Raw genomic sequence first — 21,649 nt, 5'->3', positions numbered from 1 at the left:
TTCAATAATCCGCATAGTTGGTGCCCGTAATACTTAAAATACCCCGTCACTTTACGGCTGCTCTGTATGATGAATATTACCGCTCTTCGTGCTTAAGCCCCCCGCTCAACACGCACATAACCCCCATTAAATCAGCATGACGGATAGCCACTTTGGCACGTGCGTAGACTTTTGGCTTCGCGTGATAAGCTATTCCTAACCCCGCCTTACGCAACATTTTCAAGTCATTTGCGCCATCGCCGATTGCCACGGTTTGTTCAATCGGTATTTCTAAACGCTCTGCTAACTTAACCAGCGTTTGTGCTTTAAATTTGGCATCGACAATTGGCCCTTTGACTTTACCGGTGAGCTTACCGTCTTTGATTTCTAGCTGATTCGCAACAGCGGCGACCAATTTTAATTGTTGACGTAAGTTATCGGCAAAGAATGTAAATCCTCCTGATGCAATCGCCACATGCCAATCCATCGCTTGTAATTTACGAACAAGGCTGGTTAAGCCAGGCATCAATGGCAGCGTATCCATGACTTGCTGCAAAATCATCACATCGGCCCCTTTAAGTAACGCCACACGCGCTCTTAAGCTTTCCGTGAAATCTAACTCACCTTGCATGGCTCGTTCAGTTACTTCCGATACTTGCTCGCCCACGCCATACAAACGTGCAATTTCATCGATACATTCAATTTGAATTGCCGTAGAGTCCATATCCATTAACAGCAGGCCCGGTGAACGTAAACGGGGAATTTGCCCTAATGGAACAACATCTAATAAACTTTCATCGGCTAATTTTTTGATGCGAGGAGTAATGCTTCCCGCAATTCTGACCACTTGATAGTCATCGATTCGCCATGATGAAACGATCACTATCGCTATCCCCAAACGCTGCTGAAAATCGCTGATCCGTGCCTTATCTAACCCTCGTCCATATAATAACCAACCACTGTCGCCAGCGCGGTAATCTAAAGGCATGACCTCTTCACCGCTCAATGACAGCGGTAACCCGGGCCACTTTTGAATTTCATCGGGTAAATAGCAATAGGTCAAACTCGTTGACATGAAAATTAGCTCCTGTAATCGACTCAACGTTTTATAATAAAAATATGCCCCAAAACTACCTTATCTGTACAAGCTCTGGCAACATGATGCCAGAGAATGGATAAAGAGCACTTAGTGATTTCTATGAAACTGACCTTTAAGCTTCACAAAACAGTGATAATTATTATCTGTGTCGCATTAATCGCCCTATTAATGCATGGCATAACCTATTTAGGTAACAGCCAAAACCAAAACAGAGTCGAACAATTTAAACAGCTAACTCGAGTTTTGGCCGAACAAGTGGCTTTCAGCTTATCCGATTATATCGTTTCCGGCAGCAAAGATTTTAATCGAGAACGCATTATCGCCAATTTAAACAATGTCACCAAAGACAAATACATTTTGGATGCCAGTATTTATTCGGCGGGAGGAACCTTAATTGCGAGTGCGGGAGAGTCAGTTCCGGTACGTGAACGCCTTGCCATTGATAGCAAACAATCAACACAACCTTTTCAATATCAACTGGTTGTACCTATTCCCGGAAAAGAAGAGCCAAAAGGTTATTTACGGCTTACCATTGATACTGAGCTACTAACCACAGAAATTCAGCAAGCTGATAACAGTACCAATGTATTACGTTTCTTTATTTTATTAGCGCTCTGTATTGGGATTGTGCTGGCAAATACCTTATTCCGCACCAAGAAAAAGAAAGGCAAAAATGTACCGCCTCAGCTCGTTGTTGATGAAGACAGCGGCAATGAAGATGATGAAAATATGGCACCAAACATTGCCAAAAAACCTCATTTTGACCGGAAAAGAAGCGAACATCGGCCTTATCGCCCTAAAAGACGTCGTGCTAAAAGCAAGCCGAATAAGCCCAAACCCCCTGAAAATTAAGCCACGAACTCACACCGCTGAGGATCTCCCCTCAGCAGTTCAATTACATGGAATAAGTGTCAAAAACAATCGGTGCAACGAATTCGACTTTGCCATCCACTAATAGCGTTTCAGGAGGGGCTGGGAATGGCGCTGCGCGGTTTATGGTCGCAATCGCCTCTTTATCTAACAGTTTGGTTCCAGATGAATTAATCAAACTGGCACTAATCACCTCACCGTGACTGTCCACCATCACTTTGACCTGAGAGACACCGGTTGAACGAAAACGTAGCGCCGCCCTTGGATAACGTTTCGCTTTTGCTAAACGCTGATGAACCTCACTGTGCCAACCTTGATGACCACTCACCGCCACCGAGGCATTACTGGAGAAGTTCGCACTGCTACTTGCTTCACTCCCCGCTGCTGGTGCCGAAGTCACTGCTGACTCTTGCGTACTGAGAGGCGCCTCTTCAACGACTTTTTTGACTTGTGTAGGTTTCTTTTTAGGTGGGTGTTTCTTTTCGCTGACCTTGGTTAAGGTTCCATTATTAACTAACGGTGTTTCGGGTAGTTTTTCTGTTTTTTCAACTAATTCAGGTAAAACTTCCTCATGTGTCGCCATCTGCTGTTTCGCAGCATGATTCACTTCAGGCTCTGAATGCTGCTCAAGCTGATAAACGCCTAGTTGTAATGATATTGCGGGTGGCAATACCCCTGTTGTCGGTATTGACGCCGTAAACCAGCCAATAAATATCACTGCGAGTGTTCCGTGGAAAAGAAGACTTAAAAATGAACCGCCCAGTGGACGGAAAATCGGGCGCTCTAACTTACCCGCGATACTGCTCATATTCTGCCTCACGACTTTATTTTTTGCAGATTATAGGCATAATACAAACAAAAATGATATTCATTATTATTAATAACATTCTAAAGTTAAAATAACTATTTGAAATAAAACAATAAAGCGATTTGAGCAAATCTTTATCACGCCTAAGCGTGTAATTTAACTTTTAACACCAGCGAAAAATGACTATTGATAAATCCCTTGCCCGTAAAATTAGCGGCGCATATCAGTCAACGTATAGCCAACTTGTCCGCTTTTTCCGCAATCGGCTAGGTAATAGTAACGATGCTGATGATTTATCTCAGGATGTGTTTACACTATGGCTTAATCGAAAAGAGCAATCTCCGATTAAAGAGAGCCGTGCTTATTTGTTCAAAATCGCCAATCATGTGTTAATTGACCATTGGCGACGTCATCAACGCCAACCCACGTCTGAAACAAACATTGATGATGCTTTACTTGAACAGCAGCTCGAAGAGACACAAGCTGATCCCAGTGAAATACTGGAGCATCAACAACGTATCCAGTGGCTTAGTGAGGCGATCGAGTCGCTCCCTCCACGGCGTCGCGAAGCTTTTTTGCTCTACCGATTTGATGGTTTGTCACAAAGTGAGATTGCTGAACGAATGGAAATTTCCATTAGTATGGTCGAAAAGCATATAGCAGCAGCTTTGGTACATTGTAAAAAACACCTTGATAATCAGAGCAATAATAATTAATGACACGTACAACACACTCTGAGCCGGATACATTAGATTCTATTGATGAGCAAGCAGCGCTGTGGTTCACCCGCAAGCACAGTCAGCAGATGAGCGCTGAACAGGCAAAGCAATTTGATATCTGGTTACACGCATCTCCTGAGCATGCGAAAGCCTATGAAGCGATTGCAGGGGTTTGGCGCGAGTTCGATTCAATGCCACGGCCAGCGTCTATTGAACTCCCCCCGAAAAAACAGCTCTTTTTCCGGTTATGGCGCCCATTGGGAAATACCTTAGCAGCGCTATTTATTGCCGCTATTTTATTCTTACCCTATAGTCAGCTACCCTCAATGTTGTTCAACAATATGACTCTCGTCGCAACTAATATGCCAAAAGAGGTCACTCTATCAGATGGCTCTGCATTATTTCTCAATCGCCAGACACGCGTGCGGGTAGCCTATGAAACAGAGGTTCGGCGGATATATCTAGATGAAGGCAACGCTTATTTCAAAGTCAAATCCAATCCTTATCGGCCTTTTGTGATTTTAGCCGATGAAAGGCGCATTCAAGTCATTGGCACTGAGTTTGAAGTCGATAGACATCAGCAACAAGTCGCTGTCCGTGTTAGCAAAGGGATAGTGAGTCTGAAAACAGGGCAAGAGCAAGCAACGACTTACCTGTTTGCTGGGGATAGCGCGACTAGCTCTGCCATCAATAGCCCTGTCAAAATGAATAAAATTGCGCCTCTTGATGTGGCAAGGTGGCGTTTTGGTGAGTTGAGCTTTACTGATAAACCATTGGCTGAGGTGCTCTCTGAACTTAACGCTTACTCACCCGTCAACATTGAATTATCACCGCCTTCTTTAGCGCAAAGTAAAATCTCTGGTCGGATCAATTTACGTCAACCTGAGTCATTTTTCCAAGCACTTCCAATGCTTTTACCTGTACAAGTCGTTTATCAAGACAAAAATAACATATTGATTATTCAAAATAAAAAAAATAAATGAAAATTATTTCGATTTACAGGTGAGGATAATTCTCATTTCTCCCTCTACTTAAGCAGTTGTTATTTATTTTGCCATTTTTAGCACACTTTTTGTGCCGCTTAAGAATAAGGGATACTCATGTCTATTCGATTCACCCACAAACGGTTTAAGCCGCTTGCACTGTTCGTTGCCGTTAGTAGCGCAATAGTTTGCCAATCTGCTGCTGCGCAAGAAGTCGCTTTCTCACTTCCAGAACAAGCACTAGCCACTTCTGTGGCACAGATAACCCAGCAAGGAAATATCCAATTACTGTATGACAAGAGCCAACTCAATGGCCTACGCGCGCCTGCATTATCAGGTCACTACACCGCACAAACCGCATTACAAAAAATACTTATCGGTAGCGGATTAGAGTTAGTCAGTGATAATGGCATCTTCGTGATCCGTTCACAGAACCTTAATCAAGGCACATTAGTCCTCCCCGAAACACAGGTTTCTGGGGTCGTACAACAAAATCACCCAGCGACAGATGTTATGTCTGCGCCACAGTATGTGACATCGGAAGAGATCAGCCAACGTAACACGGGCGATGGCAATATTACGGATCTGATGAAAACCAACCCTGCCGTTCAATTTGCTAATAATGACAGCAACTCAATGAACCAAGGGGAAATAAAGCCTTCGCGTATTTCAATTCACGGCTCCAGCAGTTATCAAAATGCTTATCGTCTTGATGGCGTTAGCTTCAACAATGACTTTGACCCCGCAGATAATGGCCTTGGTGAAACAGCAACCCGCTTAAGCAGTAGCGATCAGGGGATCTATATCGATAGTCGTCTTATCGATAGTATGGCGGTCTATGACAATAATATTCCTGTCGAATTTGGTGGCTTTACGGGGGGAACCGTTGAGGTTAATAGCCGCCGCTGGCAAGGTGAAAACAGCGCACACGCCTATTATCGGTTAACCCGCTCCGGTTGGAACAATTTATTTCATGACTCCTCGCTTGGGATCGATACGACCAAGAATGACACCGCTAACCCTGCTCGTTTCCAAAATCGCTACGATAAAGATGATTTTGGTGGTTGGTTCGAATTAGGTGTCAGTGAAAATTCAGGTATCGTATTTTCAGCATCACGCCGCAGTTCCACGATACCAATGACGGTAACTGGCGGCGATTCCGTTATCTTTGATGAAAATAATCAAGTGGAAATGGTTAATTTCGCTTCAGGTGAAAAGAAGCAGCACCGTACATCGGATAACTACTTCCTGAAATATTCGCTCGACCTATCAGATAAAAGCACATTAGATCTCTCAGCTAACTATGCCTCTTACGATAGTCGTCTATTTTCTGCTTCAGTCATGAATTCAGGTTATGATTCAACCCATGATGGACTGGGTTTTACCGCGGTTTTTAAACATCAATTTGATATTGGCCAATTCGAGTTAACCGCGAACACCCAAACACTCAAAGATGATCGTACTGATGACCAAAAATATTCACTCACAGTCCGTGCTATTGACTATTCCACCTATCAAACCACGGAAAGTAGCAGCGGCGGTTTAGGCGATCTCACCTCAAAACAGAAAAATCATGGGTTAAAGGGGGTGATGCGTTTTAATACCATGGAAGATGGCATAGGCCTCACTCATAAACCCACTTTAGGCGCAGAGCTCAATTACACCAAAGGCACTTATCGACGAGATAAAGACTACTTCCGTTATACATACACAGGTAGCATAGATGACAGTGGCATGTATAACGGTTACCTCAGTAATGTCACTCGATTCCAAGCAGGAAGCCACGCTGCGGACTACACTAATTATGCTGTATTCCTTGATGACAATATTCAATACGGCAAGTTAACCATTCGTCCGGGGATCCGTTTAGATCGCGACGACTTCGTTAATCGTACCAATATAGCACCGCGTTTATCCGGTAACTACGACGTCTTTGGCGATGGCAAAACACAGATTATTGCAGGTGCGAACCGTTATTACGGTCGTTCAATGCTCACCTATGCCTTATATGGCGCACAAAATGATGGGATGCAATTATGCAATAGTTATGATGGCTGCTCCCTAGATCCTAATAAAAACGATTGGGATAACAAAAAAGATTATGAAGGACTTGATTCACTTAAAACCCCTTATAACGATGAGCTAACCCTTGCACTGCAACAGGAGATCTTATCAACCACATGGCGCCTACAATATGTCCACCGTGAAGGTTATGATGAGGTAAGAACGCGTACCAAATACGACACTCGTGATGCAAGTAAACGTAGCATTCGCACCTTTGATAATGGCGGTCGTAGTTCACATGACACCGTGACACTTTCCGTTAATAACAGCCAACCTTGGGAGTGGGCAGAAGCTTCTCATGTGATGACCGCTTCACTGACATGGCAGCAAAGTGAAAGTAATACGCCAAAAGATGCAGGCTATAACTCGTTTGATCCTGCCAATAAAGTGAACCTCAACAAGGTATGGTATGACGGTAAAGTCATTGATGCCTCGAAACTGCCATCCACCAGTTTCAACTCGCCATTCAAATTAAACTTAGAACTGACCAGTGTTTGGGATGATTACGACCTAACTTGGTATAACCGCCTGCAATGGTGGGGCGCACGCGACCAAGCTGTTCGCTATGACAATGCCTACGCATTTGATCCCGAGTATGGGCAAGTTCGTAAATACACCAAACAGCACTTCTCCAGTAAATACACATGGGATACCCGCCTTGGCTGGAAACCTGATTTTGCCTATGGCTTTGGTTTCTCTGTTGAAGTGAACAATATCTTGAATAACAAAAATATCGCAGACCGCTTTGTGTTCGAAGATAGGGTGTTGAAATCTTACGATCCAGGTCGCCAATTCTGGCTACAGGTCAATTACGACCTTTAAATCTTGTTAGCAATGTGAGCAATCTACAACAACAATACGAAGAACGTCATGAAGACACTGAAACAATTTTTCTATTTAGTTAAACCTTTTTGGGGGCAGCGCGCTGCCCTTTTCTGCTGGCTACTGCTTGCCGCCTCACTGGGGCTAACCCTGTCATCGGTCTGGTTCAATGTCAAAATGAACATGTGGAACGGTGATTTCTATAATGCGTTACAGAAACTGGATGGTCAGGCACTCTATGGCCTCTTGCAATATTTTGTGGTGTTAGTAAGCGGATTAATTTTCGTGGTCGTTATGGGGAACTATCTCAAGCAAATGCTGATCATTCGTTGGCGTAAAGGCATGACAGAGTTAGTGCTCAATCGCTGGCTTTCTCCAAACAGTAAACACTACATGCTACGATTAACCTCACAAGAGCCAGATAACCCTGATCAACGTATTGCAGAAGATATTCGATTACTGATTGAATCGACACTGAATCTGCTGGTCACCTTCCTGCACTCAATGTTAACACTGGTCTCCTTTGCCACTATTCTTTGGACACTGTCAGGTAGCCTCTCATTCAACTTGGTGGGTACTGATTGGTCTATCCCCGGTTATATGTTTTGGGCCTGTATTATTTACACCCTTATTGGTATCGCCTTAACGCAATGGATAGGTTTCCCTCTACGTCGCTTAAATATGGATAAGCAGCGCCGTGAAGCCGATTACCGTAGCGCCTTGATCAATTGTCGTCAGCATGGCGATGCAATAGCAGGGCAACGTGGTGAGACGCAAGATAGAAAAGAGCTCATGCAGCGCTTCGGTGAAATTATTCGTAATTGGAACCGCTTAATTCGTTGCGAACGGAACCTCTCTTTTTACACCGTTGGCTACCAACAAGTGACCGCTCTCGCCCCTGTATTATTGGCGCTGCCCAAATTCCTCGCCGGCGAAATTATGTTAGGCGGTTTGATGCAGTTACGCCAAGCCTTTAGCAGTGTTGCCACTTCATTAGGCTGGTTTATTTTCGCCTATAAAGAAATAGCGGCATGGCAGGCTACCGTCTCACGTCTATATAATTTTGTGATTTTATTGGAAAATGATAAAGCGGCTGAGGTAGAAATCACCGAAGAACCACCTTTACTTGATGCCGCTGTTAAAGTGACTACCTCAGATAATCGCACTTTAATTGAGCATGTGCATGTCGTGGCTAAACAAGGGGAAGTCACTTTAATTTCTGGGCGCTCCGGCATTGGTAAATCAACCCTATTACGTACTTTAAGTGGCCATTGGCCATTCTTTGAAGGTGCGATTAAACGTACAAACCACCTAATGTGGATCCCACAACGCCTTTATCTTCCTATCAGCCGTTTAGACAGCTTACTGGCATACCCTCAAGATGCTAAGCAATTTACAGAGGCTGATTTTAAACTCGCACTTAGCAAAGTGGGTCTAGAGAAACTGCACTATCAATTAAGTTTAGAGACAGACTGGCATAACCGATTATCAGGTGGTGAGCAACAACGCATTATGTTTGCTCGACTTCTTCTGAATCGCCCTAAATTATTACTTTTGGATGAAACCACTTCAGCACTTGATGAAAATAGCGCCCTTGAGTTAATTCAACTCATTAAACATGAACTACACGATAGCGCTATTGTGTTGGTTACCCATCAACGTTTCCTATCACAAGTTGCCGAACACACTCTTCCGCTTCAAGAAGCGCAAACTCGCGCCAATATAACCACAGGATTGCCTGAATATGCTTCGTAAAATATTACTCGCCGCTTTTATTGGCCTCAGCCTCACAGGCTGCGGGGTGTCTGCTTCATCCAGTACGATGGGGCAGAATTTATTGCCTATCCGTACTGATTTGCAACATTATCAATTAGATAATGGCCTAAACGTTTACCTATTACCGCGTTCTCAACCAGGTGTTGAGCTACGCTTATTAGTGAAAAGTGGCTCGTTGCAAGAAAACGAACAACAGCTAGGATTGGCCCATTTTACTGAACATATGGCCTTTAAAGGTACAAAACATTTTCCAGGCACAACAGGCTTTAAACAGTTAGAACAGCAAGGATTGAAGCTTGGCAGTCATGTCAACGCGATCACTAGCCTCAATTCAACCTTATATAAGCTATCACTCCCGAACGCCACACCAGCACAAGTCTCAACAGCCCTACAAGTGATGGCGGATTGGGCATCCAATATCTCATTTGATCAACAAGCGTTTGAAAAAGAGCGCCCAGTGATTATTGAAGAGTGGCGTTTGCGCCAAGGAATGGGCTATCGTGTTAATGATAGCCTTGAGCATTTACGCTACCACGGTAGCCGCTATGCAGAGCGTAACCCAATAGGGGAACTCGATATTGTTCGCCAAGCACCGATTGAACTGGCAAAAGAGTATTATGCGACATGGTATCAGCCACAACGTATGACCCTGCTGGTGATTGGGGATTTCAATCAATCTACAGTACGTGACGAAATCAATACGCTTTTCGCCATACCAAAGCCAGAGACCTTGTCTCAAGACAATCCAGAATGGAAGCAGTTTGCTCACTCTAATTTGCTGTTAGTTCAACCAGTGTTTGATAAAGAGCAAGGCGCTCGTTATGTTCAATTTGCTTTGCAAAAAGACATTATCGCCCCTCTCAACACACGAGAAGGGCAATACGAAGATTTAATGGATAGCTTATGGCTCGCCATTCTAAATCAACGTTTCTCTGTCTTAGTGGATAATGGCGTATTACCCGCCATTAGTATTAATGAGCAAGGCTCGATGTTAGATAACCAGCGCTTACAACAATTAATGATTATCCACCCTAAAGGAGATGATTATATTGGCGCCACTCAGGTTTTATTTACTGAGCTACAGCGATTAGCGACTGAGCCGGTAACACAAGAAGAGCTTGATAGCGCTCGTCAAAATCTATTGAAAAAACTCAGCCAGCAGGCCGCCGCTGAACAGCGCTATGGCAATGATTATTTGGCAGGTCAATTAACCACCGCGCTTGAATATGAGATGCCAATGTGGAATAAACGCCAACAATTGGATAAGAGCTACCAACTGATTGGAAAAGTTAAACCGCACGATTTACAACAGCACGTTGCTAACTTTTTAAATGAAGCTTCACCACGCTTAGCCCTAATTGGTCCTGATACTGACGCAAATAAAGTCAATCATGCAGACTTTAGTGAGCAGTGGCAAAATACCCGCCTAAGTTCACCGGGGCCATTCACCTTACGCTCTCAAGCGATCACTCTGCAATTGCCTAAAGTGGCTAAAGGCACAATCACTGAGCAGACTGCACTTCCTGTCGCAAAAACCGAACGTTGGCTACTTAGCAATGGTATTCAGGTCATCGTCAAAGCTGATAAAAATCTTAAAGAAGATATTCAGTTTAATTTACAGCTACCCGGCGGCCGTTCACTTGAAACCATGCAAACTGCGGGGCTAACAGATTGGGCATTAAAGCTACCAGAAAGTAGCGGTTATGGTGAATATAGCGCACGTGATTTGGCATTATTAGCGAAACAAAATCAGATTTCGCTTCGCCCTTATAGTGAATTGCTCACTCATGGTTTCCGCGGTAAGGCCCCTGTTGATAACCTCGAAACCGCCCTGCAATTACTGCACTTAAAATTGACAGTTCCGCAATTTAGCGGTGAAAAATTAGAGCAGCAGAAACAGTCATTTGCGTTGAACCTTGCCAAAACACCTGTTGAGCGCACCTTCCTTGATAATATTAATAAGGAAAGCTACCAGCACGGTGAACTGTTAGTCATTAACCCACAAGGTGGCTGGAAAAATTTCACCGCGGGCCAATTACAGCAAGCTAACCGCCAGTTACTCACTTCAACGGCGAATATGACACTGGTAATTAGCGGAGCAGTGAATACCCGTGACTTAAAACCATTATTAGAACAGTGGGTTGCTTCTATCCCTGCCAGTCATCATCAGCTGGCATGGCGTGATCAGGGGATCATGCCTAAAATGGCGAGCTTCAATAAAAATTACCCGATCAGCAGTAGTGATAAAAGTATGGTCAGCATCCAATTTGCTGCCCCTGCACAATGGACACAGCAAGATCAGTTAGCAATGCAACTGCTAGATACCATTGTGAGCCAACGTCTACGCGGCGAACTACGCGAAAAAGCCAGCGGTATCTATGCACTTGGTTTTTCACAAATGCTGGCGAAAAAACCGCAGCCTTACTATTTTGCACGCCTCAACTTTACCACCTCACCAGAACGTACTGAGGAGATGTCACAGATCGCCCAAAAGACAATTAATCAACTACGTCACTCAGGGGTAAATAGTAAAGAATTAACTGAAGCAAAAAATATTTGGCTTACGGAAAATGCACAAATAACCGACAGTTCAGGTTATTGGACCGAGGCGTTAGCTCAGGTCGCTGCCGATGACCAACAATATCAGCGTCTAAACCAAGAGCGTGCCATTATCCAGCAACTTACGGTCAATGATCTCAACCGTATCGCCAATCAATATCTGGGGCAAAACCCGAAAGTATTTACGATGACACCATAACCGTAGCTATTGAAGGGGGTTAATCCCCCCTTTTTATTCGCTTAAAATACGGTCTGATAAAACGCTGCCTCACGAAAATACGATCATTTAATTATTTGACGTTCACTAGGCTTATATGATTAATGATCGTGTTTTCAAATAAAAAAGAGAAATAGCATGATGAACGACATCGTTATCCGTAGAGCAACCTTAGACGATATTCCCGCCGTCACTCAAATGCATATTGATTATTCGGCATACGCTAATACATTACAGCTACCCTACCCATCGACAGAAACTTGGGAGGCGCGTCTAGCTACCAATGATCCTCTCGTCACGCATTTTGTTGCTACTCTTGATAATACTGTCGTTGGGATCCTCACTCTCCATCAACCAAGTCAACAACGGCGTAAACATGCCGCGAGTTTTGGCATTACGGTCAGTCAAATGCACCAAGGAAAAGGTATTGGTTCGAAGCTTATGCAAGTGATGGTCGACTACTGTGATAACTGGTTAAACATCCGCCGTATTGAATTAGAAGTGTATGCCACTAATGACAATGGCTTGGGGCTCTATAAAAAGTTTGGTTTTGAACAAGAAGGTGTGATGCGTGATTACGCTTTCCGCGATGGCCAATATGTCGATGCGATTATGATGAGTAGGATTAATAAAAATCGAGGGTAATCAAACCCACTTGGGTCCATGAGCTTCATTTTTTCCCAATAAAAATGCCACGTGATGTACGTGGCATTACTCAATTAAAAATCATTTAATGATTATTTATCGCCTAATAGCACTGAATCCAATGCGATTTCAATCATTTCGTTGAACGTTGTTTGGCGCTCCGCTGAGGTTGTTTGCTCACCTGTTTTAATATGGTCAGAAACAGTACAAATGGTCAGCGCACGAGCACCGAACTCCGCAGCCACACCATAAATACCCGCAGCTTCCATCTCAACACCCAGAATGCCGTATTTTTCCATGACTTTGAACATGTCTGGATCAGGAGAATAGAACAGGTCAGCAGAGAATAAGTTACCGACACGAACATTAACATTTTTTGCCTTCGCAGCTTCTACCGCATTATGAACAAGTTCATAGTCAGCAATTGCCGCGAAATCGTGATCTTTAAAACGTTGACGGTTTACTTTCGAATCAGTACATGCCCCCATGCCGATCACAACATCGCGCAGTTTCACATCATCCATTACCGCACCGCATGAACCCACACGAATAATCACTTTTACACCAAAATCAGTGATCAACTCTTTTGCATAGATAGAGCAAGAAGGGATACCCATACCGTGACCCATCACGGAGATCTTACGACCTTTATAAGTACCAGTGAAACCTAGCATACCGCGAACATTATTCACCTGACGCACGTCTTCGAGGAAAGTTTCAGCGATATATTTTGCACGCAGCGGGTCACCTGGCATCAATACGACGTCAGCAAAATCACCCATTTCTGCATTAATATGAGGAGTTGCCATTATTATTATTCCTTATAAATCATTAAATTAAAGGGTTTAACATCATTACCTGATAATAGTAGCGACTGATAATACTCGCTGTCTACGGCAAATGACCCAATACTATCAACAATAAATAAGGCAGTTTCCTGCCTTATTTAGTTTTTATGTTAACCAATTACAGCATTGGCTTGCCGTATTCCATCGGTGATAGATCGAAATATTTAGCGACTGTCTGACCGATATCCGCGAATGTTTCGCGATGACCTAAAAAGCCTGGTTTGACTTTCGGACCATAAATCAGAACAGGAATGTGCTCACGGGTATGGTCAGTACCATGCCAAGTTGGGTCACAACCATGGTCTGCGGTTAAGATCAAAATATCATCTTCTTTGACCAGTTCCATCAGTTCTGGTAAACGGCGGTCAAAGAGTTCTAACGCTGCTGCATAGCCCGGTACGTCACGGCGGTGACCATAAGCGGAGTCGAAATCAACAAAGTTAGTAAATACAATAGTCTTATCACCAGCCAGTTTCATTTCTTTCACGGTTGCGTCGAACAGCGCATCAATCCCTGTTGCTTTGACTTTCTTAGTGATACCTACATGTGCGTAGATATCCGCAATTTTACCGATAGAAACCACTTCACCTTGTTTTTCTTCAACTAATTTTTGCAGCATCGTTGGTGATGGTGGCTCAACGGCTAAGTCATGACGGTTACCGGTACGCTCAAAGCTACCAGCTTTATCGCCAATAAATGGACGTGCGATAACACGACCAATGTTATAGCCGCCGTTTGTCAACTCTTCACGAGCGATTTCACATAGCTCATACAGTTTGTCTAAGCCATAAGTCTCTTCATGGCAGGCGATTTGGAATACGGAGTCAGCGGAGGTGTAGAAAATCGGTTTACCCGTTTTCATGTGTTCTTCACCCAGTTTATCCAAAATAACCGTACCTGAAGAGTGGCAGTTACCTAAGTAACCCGGCAAATTAGCACGTTTAACAATGATATCTAACAGCTCTTGTGGGAAGCTATTTTCTTCATCCGCGAAATATCCCCAATCAAAGAGCACAGGCACACCCGCAATTTCCCAGTGGCCTGATGGTGTATCTTTACCAGACGAAATTTCGCTCGCGTAAGCATAAGCACCGATAATTTCTGAATTGGGATCAAGGCCAGCAGGGAATTTACCGCAAGATGCTTCAGCCGCTTTACCTAAACCCAATTTGGTTAAGTTAGGTAAATGCAGTGGACCTTGACGACCTTTGTCTGCATCACCACGTGCACAGGCCTCTGCAATATGACCTAATGTGTTTGAACCTTCATCATTAAATTTGTGCGCATCACCGGCTGCACCAATCCCAAAAGAATCCAACACCATAATAAATGTACGTTTCATAACTTCTCTCCTGCGTCATCTTTCCTAATTAGGAAGTGCCACTGATAAAACTGTTTGTCAATTATTCACTAATTTGGCGATAAACCATTGGCGTCGTTTCTGGTTTTTGATCACCAATAACCATGGCTGCACGCACCTCTTTTGCCGCTTCTTCCCACGATTTCTCGCTATTAGCATGAATAATTGCTAGTGGAGTTTGATTATCAACCGAAGTACCTAACGCGGCGATATCGCTCAAACCAACACTATAATCAATCGGATCCGTTGCCTTACGACGACCACCACCTAATGTCACAACAGACATGCCGAGCGCACGTGTATCCATCGCGGTAATTATACCCGCTTTCTCTGCATACACCGCTTTGCTCAGTACAGCAGTAGGCAAATATTTGTTGTAGTTTTCAACAAAGTCACTTGGGCCTTTTTGAGCCGCAACCATACGACCAAAGACTTCCGCTGCCTTACCGTTATCTAAGACTGCTTGTAATTTTTGGCGAGCTTCTTCTCTATTTGCCGCCAATGAACCAGACACCAGCATTTCAACACACAGCGCCATCGTCACTTCATACAAACGAGGGTTACGGTATTCGCCCGTTAAGAACTGAACGGCTTCGCGTACTTCAACCGCATTACCGGCACTAGAAGCGAGTACTTCATTCATGTCGGTTAACAGTGCGGTTGTTTTACACCCCGCACCATTAGCGACTTTAACAATGGACTCGGCCAGTTGCTCTGATTTTTCGTAGGTTGGCATAAATGCACCTGAACCCACCTTAACATCCATGACTAGAGCATCAAGGCCCTCTGCCAATTTTTTACCTAAAATAGAGGCGGTAATCAGTGGAATAGAGTCAACCGTTGCAGTGATATCACGTGTTGCGTAAAAGCGTTTATCCGCAGGTGCGAGTGAACTCGTCTGCCCAATAATTGCAACACCAACGTCACGAATAATGTCACGAAAACGCTCATCATTAGGGAAAATATCGAAATTAGGGATCGCTTCAAGCTTATCCAGTGTGCCACCGGTATGGCCTAAACCACGCCCCGAAATCATCGGAACATAGCCGCCACATGCCGCTACCATTGGACCTAACATCAATGAGGTGACATCACCAACGCCACCCGTAGAGTGTTTATCGACGAGTGGGCCATTTAAGTTTAATGATTTCCAATTTAAAACAGTGCCTGAATCACGCATTGCTAACGTCAGGGCAACACGCTCAGCCATGGTCATATCATTAAAATAGATGGTCATTGCCAAAGCGGCTATTTGACCTTCAGAAACTGAATTATCGCGTACACCATTAATGAAGAAACGAATTTCTTCTTCGCTCAGTGGTTTGCCATCACGTTTTTTACGGATAATTTCTTGTGCCAGAAACACGGTATGCTCCTTAATTCAAACAGAATCTAGGTAATCGCTTAAGCGCGGTCTAATTAATAACTACTGCTTGATTTTTTAGTTTCAAAACCAAGCGTATTCAGCAAATTAGCTAACAGGCTTGATGCACCAAAACGGAAATGGCGAGCATCAACCCAATCTTTACCTAAAATTCTATCTGCTAATGCTAAGTATTGAGCAGCTTCTTCAGCGGTACGCACACCACCAGCCGGTTTAAAACCCACTGTTTTTGCTACGCCCATATCATGGATCACTTGCATCATGATCTCAGCACTTTCAAGGGTGGCGTTAACAGGTACTTTACCTGTTGATGTTTTAATGAAATCTGCTCCTGCTTTAATTGAAATTTCAGAAGCCTTACGGATCAGAGCCGGATCTTTTAGCTCACCCGTTTCAATAATGACTTTCAAAAGTACATTTGCAGCAGCGCAAGCCTCTTTACAGGCTTTCACTAAATCAAAACCAATTTTTTCGTTCCCAGCCATTAATGCACGATACGGGAAAACCACGTCAACCTCATCTGCACCATAAGCGATAGCCGCACGCGTTTCAGCCAGTGCAATATCAATATCGTCATTACCGTGAGGGAAGTTAGTCACTGTTGCAATACGCACTTCTGGCGTACCTTGCTCACGTAGTGCTTTACGGGCAACAGGGATGAAACGAGGGTAGATACAGATGGCAGCCGTTTGCCCCGCAGGACTTTTCGCTTGATGACACAGTGCAATCACTTTCTCATCAGTATCGTCATCATTCAGGGTGGTTAAATCCATTAGATTTAGTGCGCGTTGCGCAGCTACAGTTAAATCAGTCATAAAAACTCTCCAACTTTGTGAATTCTGTCAGAACAACACGTTCTTTGTTGGCGAGCGGGCTTGGTTCCTTAAAGATGCTACTCGAAAACCCGAATGTAGCAGCTGAATTCCTTCTCACCGCACAATGCCCTAGAGTGTATGCACTCTGAGAACTAGCAGTCCATAGCAGCTAATTTATACCTATTTGACCATGGAACTCGGCTATTTTATGTGCCACAAATCACATTAATTACCTGAAAGTTACATTGTTAAATACATATTTGTGAACAATGTCTCAATTATACGCTAATTAGTCTCAATTTTATTCTCTCAAATGGCTTTTTATGACTTTTTTTGTCACTTCACGCCATAAATACACTTGATTAAGCGTAGTTCAAAAATAGAAGGATGAAATAAAAAGTAAGAAAGAATATAGCTGAAAATAATGAAATAATAATGAAAGAGAAAGGGCATTTGCCCTTTCTCAAAGATTTGAGGTTATATAATTGCGAGTGTTAGGAAGAAACCAGCAATTGTTGCACTCATTAAGTTAGAGAGTGTACCCGCGAGAACCGCTTTCATACCTAAGCGTGCCACATCACCACGACGGTTTGGCGCCATGCCCCCAAGCCCCCCAAGTAAGATAGCCACAGAAGATAGGTTAGCGAACCCACACAGTGCAAATGAAATAATGGCTTTAGTGTGATCAGACAGAACTTGCTTACCGGCTGCAAGTACATCCGCATCGGCTTTCATGTATTCACCAAAGTTCATAAAGGCCACGAATTCGTTGACAACAATTTTCTGTCCAATAAATGAACCTGCAATTGTTGCTTCACTCCATGGCACACCGATCAAATAAGCAATCGGAGCAAACAACCAACCTAGAATTAATTCAAGAGACAGTTCAGGGTAATCGAACCAGCCACCAATACCACCTAAGATACCGTTAATTAGGGCGATTAAAGCGATAAATGCCAGTAACATCGCACCTACGTTCAAGGCCAATTGCATACCGGAAGCAGCACCTGAAGCGGCTGCATCGATAATATTTGCAGGGCGCTCATCTTCAGCAATCAGCTCTGTCGCATTGACATTATCATACGCTTTTTCCGTTTCTGGCACTAAGAGTTTAGCAAACAGTAACCCACCTGGCGCCGCCATGAATGATGCTGCAATCAAGTATTCCATTGGAACACCCATTTGAGCATAGCCTGCCAGTACAGACCCAGCAACAGAGGCCAAACCACCACACATTACTGCGAATAACTCAGAGTTGGTCATGGTAGAGATATAAGGACGTACAACTAATGGTGCTTCCGTTTGCCCAACAAAGATATTCGCTGTTGCAGATAGAGACTCCGTCCTTGATGTGCCAAGTACTTTTTGCAGACCACCACCAAGAATCTTGATAACCAGCTGCATAATGCCAAGGTAGTAAAGAACGGCAATTAAAGAAGAGAAGAAGACAATAATTGGCAGTACACGTAGTGCGAAAATAAACCCGCCGCCGCCGAATAGTTCAAACATTTTGTCAGAAACAAGGCCGCCAAAAATAAAGTTCATCCCATCTTGGCCATAACTGATGACTTTAGAAACGCCATCAGACATCCCTTGTAATACGCTACGACCTGCTGGTACATAAAGCACGAATGCACCGATAACGATTTGGATAAGGAAAGCCCCGCCAACGGTACGGAGTTTAATCGCTCGACGATTGCTGGAAAATAGTACGGCAATACCAATCAGTACTGCCATCCCAACCAGACTCATAATGAGTTGCATGGAAGTATCCCTGTTCACTTAATGCTAGATTGATGTAGAAAGAGAACCCATAAGTTCCCTTGACTCTTTGTGCGATGATTATACCTAGTCCCTTCCAAGAACCCGCAACCTACGTCACAAATACGCAGTGTAAAAAGTAACAAAAATTCAGTTCTTGTGACCAAAATCACATTTAATTATCAGTTTAGTCTGGAAAGCATCGTAGAACACAAAAAATAGGTGAAAAATCGAACGAGATATGCCGATGGAGGAATATAAACCAACTGTTCACTTAAGTGAATTTTGATGGCCTTTATTTGAGCAGATTAAATAATGATAGGCTATTTATGTAAAGTTGCTGCGCAATTTCATCTGGACTTTCGTGGCGTAGTTCACATAACGACTGAAAAATCCATTGAATGCACTCAGGGCGATTGGGTTCGCCTTGAAAACCAGAGACAGGCATATCTGGTGCATCCGTTTCAAACACCAGTGAAGTAAGAGGTAACTGAGCTATCGCTTGGCGAGTTTTATTAGCTCGTTCGTAGGTGATGGTGCCCCCTACTCCAATCGAATAACCCAATTTAATAAAGGCTTGAGCCTGAGATAAGCTCCCCGCAAACCCGTGAATAACCCCACATGCAGGAACAGGATAACGGCGCAATATTGCCGCTAATTGGTCATGGCTTTTTCGCGAATGTAAAATAACAGGTCGATCATATTGCTTCGCCAATTTTAGCTGTGCAATCAAGACACGTTGTTGTAAATCAAACAAGGGCTCTTGCATATAGAGATCAAGACCGATTTCCCCTACTGCAACACATTTTGGGCTATGTTGATGGAGATATTCAGCCAATGTTTCCAAGTGGTGTTCTTGAAAAACATTTAAATACAAAGGGTGCAAGCCGATAGCGGCATGCAGTTGTTGATGATCATGTGCTAACCCCCAAACACGCTCAAAATTATCGGCACTGACAGCAGGAATAATAATATCAGTGACCCCTGCCGCTTGAGCAGCCTCTAGGCTTTTATTGATATCACCAATAAAAGGTGGGAAATCAAAATGGCAATGTGTATCAATAAATCGGTTAGTCATTTTTCTCGTTGATCTGTTGCGCCGGCTCCTCATTGGCTGCCACAATTGCGCCCGTCATAATGGCTTGTGCTGTATCGGTCGCTTTTTTCGCTTTACGTTGAGCGACTAATTCACCATCATGCTGCGCATCAGATATCGCCTCTTCATAATCTTGGAGGATCTGCATCTCTTCATGGGCTGCACTTTCAAAACTAAAGCGATTGACGGCATCATTATTCATTGTAAAGCAGTGACCCAATGCGGCAATAAAATAGCGCCCACAACGACGACCGACATGATAATCCTGATTAAGTGCTGATAAGCGGCTTCCTAATGCACTACTTTTTAACGGTGTCGGTGGATAAATTTCAAAAATCTGTAAATCACCCGGTGGATTTTCAATAAACTCTTGAGTACGACGATAACTTTTCAGATGAACTTTTAGCATGGTTGCCATTCGTTGTAGACCATACTTTTCACCTTCTAGCCAGCGAGTCATTCTCTTGACCCATTCAGGGGTAAAGTACATTTGTGAAGGCACCGTACGGATGACGACAATCGTGTCAGCGCCCTGACGATATGCCTCTTCAACCGGTATCGCCGCACTGATCCCACCATCGTGATACAAAGTCCCTTCAAACTCAACCCCCATGCGATAAAAACCGGGGATCGCACTGGATGCCCGAATGATATCGAGCCATGTATCCGCATTAGGCTTTAAAAATTCGGCTTCAAAATCATCGCTACGGCTTGCCCCCATATAAAACTCACGCCCCGCCTCCATTAACTCAATGCCAGAGGAGATTTGCAGAGGAAACTCTTTCGAGGTGCTTTCCACTAACCAATCTAAATCGATTAAATGCCCCCCTCGAATAAAACGCAGTGGGTTGAAAAAGAGTGGGCTTGTCGTATAACGCGTGATCACTCGCCTAGCATAGCCATATTGACCACAGATATAAGCAGAGAGATTTTGTGCTCCCGCCGATGTGCCAATCATGATATCAAAGGGGTTAAAGCCTGTTTTTAAAAACTCATCCAAAACACCGGCCGTAAAAATACCGCGTTGCCCTCCACCTTCACAGATAAGCGCTGTTTTTCCTTTATTTAGCTCATCATAAAAAGCCAAAGGCTCAATACTGCCAAGTGTTACTGATACATGTTTTCCCATCTTCGTCCCCTGACAACCTTCTACACATAGCGATAGGATGCCTATGTATAAACACAGCCCCATAAAGTAAATTGTCACGAATCAACAATGTAAAAACTGAACCTCTCAGTGAGGTTCAGTTTTTAACTTTGAGCAAATTATTTTAGTCGCTCAACTCACCCAATATGTGCTGACTTGAGCTATTGTGCTGGCCGTTATCGATTAATTCGCCACAACTAAACCATTTTGTACTGATTTTACACCTTCAACCATCGAGACAACCTGAACAATTTTATCGACTTGGTTATTCGATTTCACAAACCCAGAGAGGTAAACAACGCCGTTGACTGTCTTCACCGAAATCGAATTACTGTCGATACCACTGGTTGTTAGCAGCTTACTTTTGACCTTAGCAGTGATGGAGGAATCATCCATATAGTTATCGACACTTTTCGCGCCACTGGATATCGCTTCGCTGGTATCTTTCCCTGCAATATCTGCTGTTTTAACTGCGCTATCCCAAGTTTCAGCAGCTTGCTCTTTCAATGGGGAGTTTGCCGATGAGCTACACGCAAATAAGGTCCCACTTAACCCAATAACAATTAAAGAACGTAAAAGTGCTGAATGTTTCATCGGTACCTTCCTTATCAACTACTGTTTTAAGTATTGAAATACCCATTGTATCGCCATAATCGACGTCATACGCCATATGCCTAAGCGCTGTCGCTATTTCAAT

The 21,649-nt window shown here is 43.7% G+C and carries 17 protein-coding genes; 7 read left to right on the top strand and 10 right to left on the bottom strand.

Going from position 1 to position 21,649, the window contains the following annotated elements; genetic code table 11:
- Window positions 1–76: 76 nt before the first annotated feature.
- On the bottom strand, window positions 77–1,054 hold the full coding sequence (serB, locus tag PR675_RS09855; RefSeq protein WP_004926677.1) for a phosphoserine phosphatase: 978 nt from the start codon (window positions 1,052–1,054) through the stop codon (window positions 77–79).
- Window positions 1,055–1,150: 96 nt separating this feature from the next.
- On the opposite strand from serB, the gene PR675_RS09850 reads away from it, so the two are divergent.
- Window positions 1,151–1,930, top strand: a complete 780-nt coding sequence (locus PR675_RS09850) for an AhpA/YtjB family protein (RefSeq protein WP_004926675.1) — start codon at window positions 1,151–1,153, stop codon at window positions 1,928–1,930.
- 43 nt (window positions 1,931–1,973) lie between these two features.
- Here PR675_RS09850 and PR675_RS09845 read toward each other — a convergent pair whose 3' ends face one another.
- Window positions 1,974–2,756 carry an energy transducer TonB gene (locus PR675_RS09845; protein ID WP_272582734.1) on the bottom strand — a complete coding sequence of 261 codons (783 nt, stop codon included), beginning with the start codon at window positions 2,754–2,756 and terminating at the stop codon, window positions 1,974–1,976.
- Between the two features lie 179 nt (window positions 2,757–2,935).
- Between PR675_RS09845 and PR675_RS09840 the strand changes: the two genes are divergently transcribed.
- The 6 genes from PR675_RS09840 to PR675_RS09815 all read left to right on the top strand — a co-directional run bounded on the left by PR675_RS09840 (window position 2,936) and on the right by PR675_RS09815 (window position 12,541).
- Entirely contained in the window at window positions 2,936–3,472 is a 537-nt protein-coding gene (locus PR675_RS09840; protein WP_036941906.1) for an RNA polymerase sigma factor, read from the top strand.
- Window positions 3,472–4,458 (top strand): FecR family protein, encoded by a 987-nt coding sequence (locus PR675_RS09835; protein WP_004926667.1) that lies wholly within the window; start codon window positions 3,472–3,474, stop codon window positions 4,456–4,458. The genes PR675_RS09840 and PR675_RS09835 overlap by 1 nt, the downstream gene beginning before the upstream one ends.
- 117 nt (window positions 4,459–4,575) lie before the next feature.
- Entirely contained in the window at window positions 4,576–7,344 is a 2,769-nt protein-coding gene (locus tag PR675_RS09830; RefSeq protein WP_036941908.1) for a secretin and TonB N-terminal domain-containing protein, read from the top strand.
- 48 nt (window positions 7,345–7,392) lie between these two features.
- Complete coding sequence (locus PR675_RS09825) at window positions 7,393–9,099, top strand: ABC transporter ATP-binding protein/permease (protein WP_004926661.1); 1,707 nt, start codon at window positions 7,393–7,395, stop codon at window positions 9,097–9,099.
- Entirely contained in the window at window positions 9,089–11,878 is a 2,790-nt protein-coding gene (locus PR675_RS09820; protein ID WP_060560952.1) for a M16 family metallopeptidase, read from the top strand. The genes PR675_RS09825 and PR675_RS09820 overlap by 11 nt, the downstream gene beginning before the upstream one ends.
- 159 nt (window positions 11,879–12,037) lie before the next feature.
- Window positions 12,038–12,541 (top strand): GNAT family N-acetyltransferase, encoded by a 504-nt coding sequence (locus tag PR675_RS09815; protein ID WP_169342152.1) that lies wholly within the window; start codon window positions 12,038–12,040, stop codon window positions 12,539–12,541.
- 92 nt (window positions 12,542–12,633) lie between these two features.
- On the opposite strand, the gene deoD is transcribed toward PR675_RS09815, so the two are convergent.
- The 8 genes from deoD to PR675_RS09775 all read right to left on the bottom strand — a co-directional run bounded on the left by deoD (window position 12,634) and on the right by PR675_RS09775 (window position 21,546).
- Window positions 12,634–13,350, bottom strand: a complete 717-nt coding sequence (gene deoD, locus PR675_RS09810) for a purine-nucleoside phosphorylase (RefSeq protein ID WP_004926652.1) — start codon at window positions 13,348–13,350, stop codon at window positions 12,634–12,636.
- Between the two features lie 157 nt (window positions 13,351–13,507).
- Complete coding sequence (gene deoB, locus PR675_RS09805; RefSeq protein WP_014656829.1) at window positions 13,508–14,731, bottom strand: phosphopentomutase; 1,224 nt, start codon at window positions 14,729–14,731, stop codon at window positions 13,508–13,510.
- Window positions 14,732–14,792: 61 nt separating this feature from the next.
- Entirely contained in the window at window positions 14,793–16,115 is a 1,323-nt protein-coding gene (deoA, locus tag PR675_RS09800; protein WP_004926646.1) for a thymidine phosphorylase, read from the bottom strand.
- Between the two features lie 53 nt (window positions 16,116–16,168).
- A complete protein-coding gene (deoC, locus tag PR675_RS09795) occupies window positions 16,169–16,948 on the bottom strand; it encodes a deoxyribose-phosphate aldolase (protein WP_004926644.1) in 780 nt (259 codons plus the stop codon).
- Window positions 16,949–17,425: 477 nt separating this feature from the next.
- The gene (locus tag PR675_RS09790) at window positions 17,426–18,700 is read right to left on the bottom strand and encodes a NupC/NupG family nucleoside CNT transporter (protein WP_169342151.1); all 1,275 of its coding nucleotides are present in this window, start codon (window positions 18,698–18,700) and stop codon (window positions 17,426–17,428) included.
- Window positions 18,701–19,004: 304 nt separating this feature from the next.
- The gene (locus PR675_RS09785; RefSeq protein ID WP_060560950.1) at window positions 19,005–19,787 is read right to left on the bottom strand and encodes a TatD family hydrolase; all 783 of its coding nucleotides are present in this window, start codon (window positions 19,785–19,787) and stop codon (window positions 19,005–19,007) included.
- The gene (locus tag PR675_RS09780) at window positions 19,780–20,934 is read right to left on the bottom strand and encodes a patatin-like phospholipase family protein (RefSeq protein ID WP_036941918.1); all 1,155 of its coding nucleotides are present in this window, start codon (window positions 20,932–20,934) and stop codon (window positions 19,780–19,782) included. Before PR675_RS09780 ends, PR675_RS09785 begins: the two co-directional genes overlap by 8 nt.
- Before the next feature lie 201 nt (window positions 20,935–21,135).
- On the bottom strand, window positions 21,136–21,546 hold the full coding sequence (locus tag PR675_RS09775; protein ID WP_004926633.1) for a BON domain-containing protein: 411 nt from the start codon (window positions 21,544–21,546) through the stop codon (window positions 21,136–21,138).
- Between the last annotated feature and the right edge of the window lie 103 nt (window positions 21,547–21,649).

This window comes from Providencia sp. PROV261, assembly GCF_028477945.1.
In the GTDB taxonomy this organism is placed as follows: domain Bacteria; phylum Pseudomonadota; class Gammaproteobacteria; order Enterobacterales; family Enterobacteriaceae; genus Providencia; species Providencia stuartii.
The sequence above is the reverse complement of the archived record's forward strand: the minus strand, read 5'-3'. Positions and strand labels throughout refer to the sequence as shown.

What these genes read in the sequence shown, in the direction of transcription:
- deoD (WP_004926652.1), bottom strand. Translation starts at nt 13,350, where the DNA reads ATGGCAACTCCTCATATTAATGCAGAAATGGGTGATTTTGCTGACGTC.
- PR675_RS09840 (WP_036941906.1), top strand. Translation starts at nt 2,936, where the DNA reads ATGACTATTGATAAATCCCTTGCCCGTAAAATTAGCGGCGCATATCAG.
- PR675_RS09835 (WP_004926667.1), top strand. Translation starts at nt 3,472, where the DNA reads ATGACACGTACAACACACTCTGAGCCGGATACATTAGATTCTATTGAT.
- PR675_RS09850 (WP_004926675.1), top strand. Translation starts at nt 1,151, where the DNA reads ATGGATAAAGAGCACTTAGTGATTTCTATGAAACTGACCTTTAAGCTT.
- deoB (WP_014656829.1), bottom strand. Translation starts at nt 14,731, where the DNA reads ATGAAACGTACATTTATTATGGTGTTGGATTCTTTTGGGATTGGTGCA.
- PR675_RS09785 (WP_060560950.1), bottom strand. Translation starts at nt 19,787, where the DNA reads ATGACTAACCGATTTATTGATACACATTGCCATTTTGATTTCCCACCT.
- PR675_RS09775 (WP_004926633.1), bottom strand. Translation starts at nt 21,546, where the DNA reads ATGAAACATTCAGCACTTTTACGTTCTTTAATTGTTATTGGGTTAAGT.
- deoC (WP_004926644.1), bottom strand. Translation starts at nt 16,948, where the DNA reads ATGACTGATTTAACTGTAGCTGCGCAACGCGCACTAAATCTAATGGAT.
- PR675_RS09815 (WP_169342152.1), top strand. Translation starts at nt 12,038, where the DNA reads ATGAACGACATCGTTATCCGTAGAGCAACCTTAGACGATATTCCCGCC.
- PR675_RS09820 (WP_060560952.1), top strand. Translation starts at nt 9,089, where the DNA reads ATGCTTCGTAAAATATTACTCGCCGCTTTTATTGGCCTCAGCCTCACA.
- PR675_RS09825 (WP_004926661.1), top strand. Translation starts at nt 7,393, where the DNA reads ATGAAGACACTGAAACAATTTTTCTATTTAGTTAAACCTTTTTGGGGG.
- PR675_RS09780 (WP_036941918.1), bottom strand. Translation starts at nt 20,934, where the DNA reads ATGGGAAAACATGTATCAGTAACACTTGGCAGTATTGAGCCTTTGGCT.
- PR675_RS09845 (WP_272582734.1), bottom strand. Translation starts at nt 2,756, where the DNA reads ATGAGCAGTATCGCGGGTAAGTTAGAGCGCCCGATTTTCCGTCCACTG.
- serB (WP_004926677.1), bottom strand. Translation starts at nt 1,054, where the DNA reads ATGTCAACGAGTTTGACCTATTGCTATTTACCCGATGAAATTCAAAAG.
- PR675_RS09790 (WP_169342151.1), bottom strand. Translation starts at nt 18,700, where the DNA reads ATGAGTCTGGTTGGGATGGCAGTACTGATTGGTATTGCCGTACTATTT.
- PR675_RS09830 (WP_036941908.1), top strand. Translation starts at nt 4,576, where the DNA reads ATGTCTATTCGATTCACCCACAAACGGTTTAAGCCGCTTGCACTGTTC.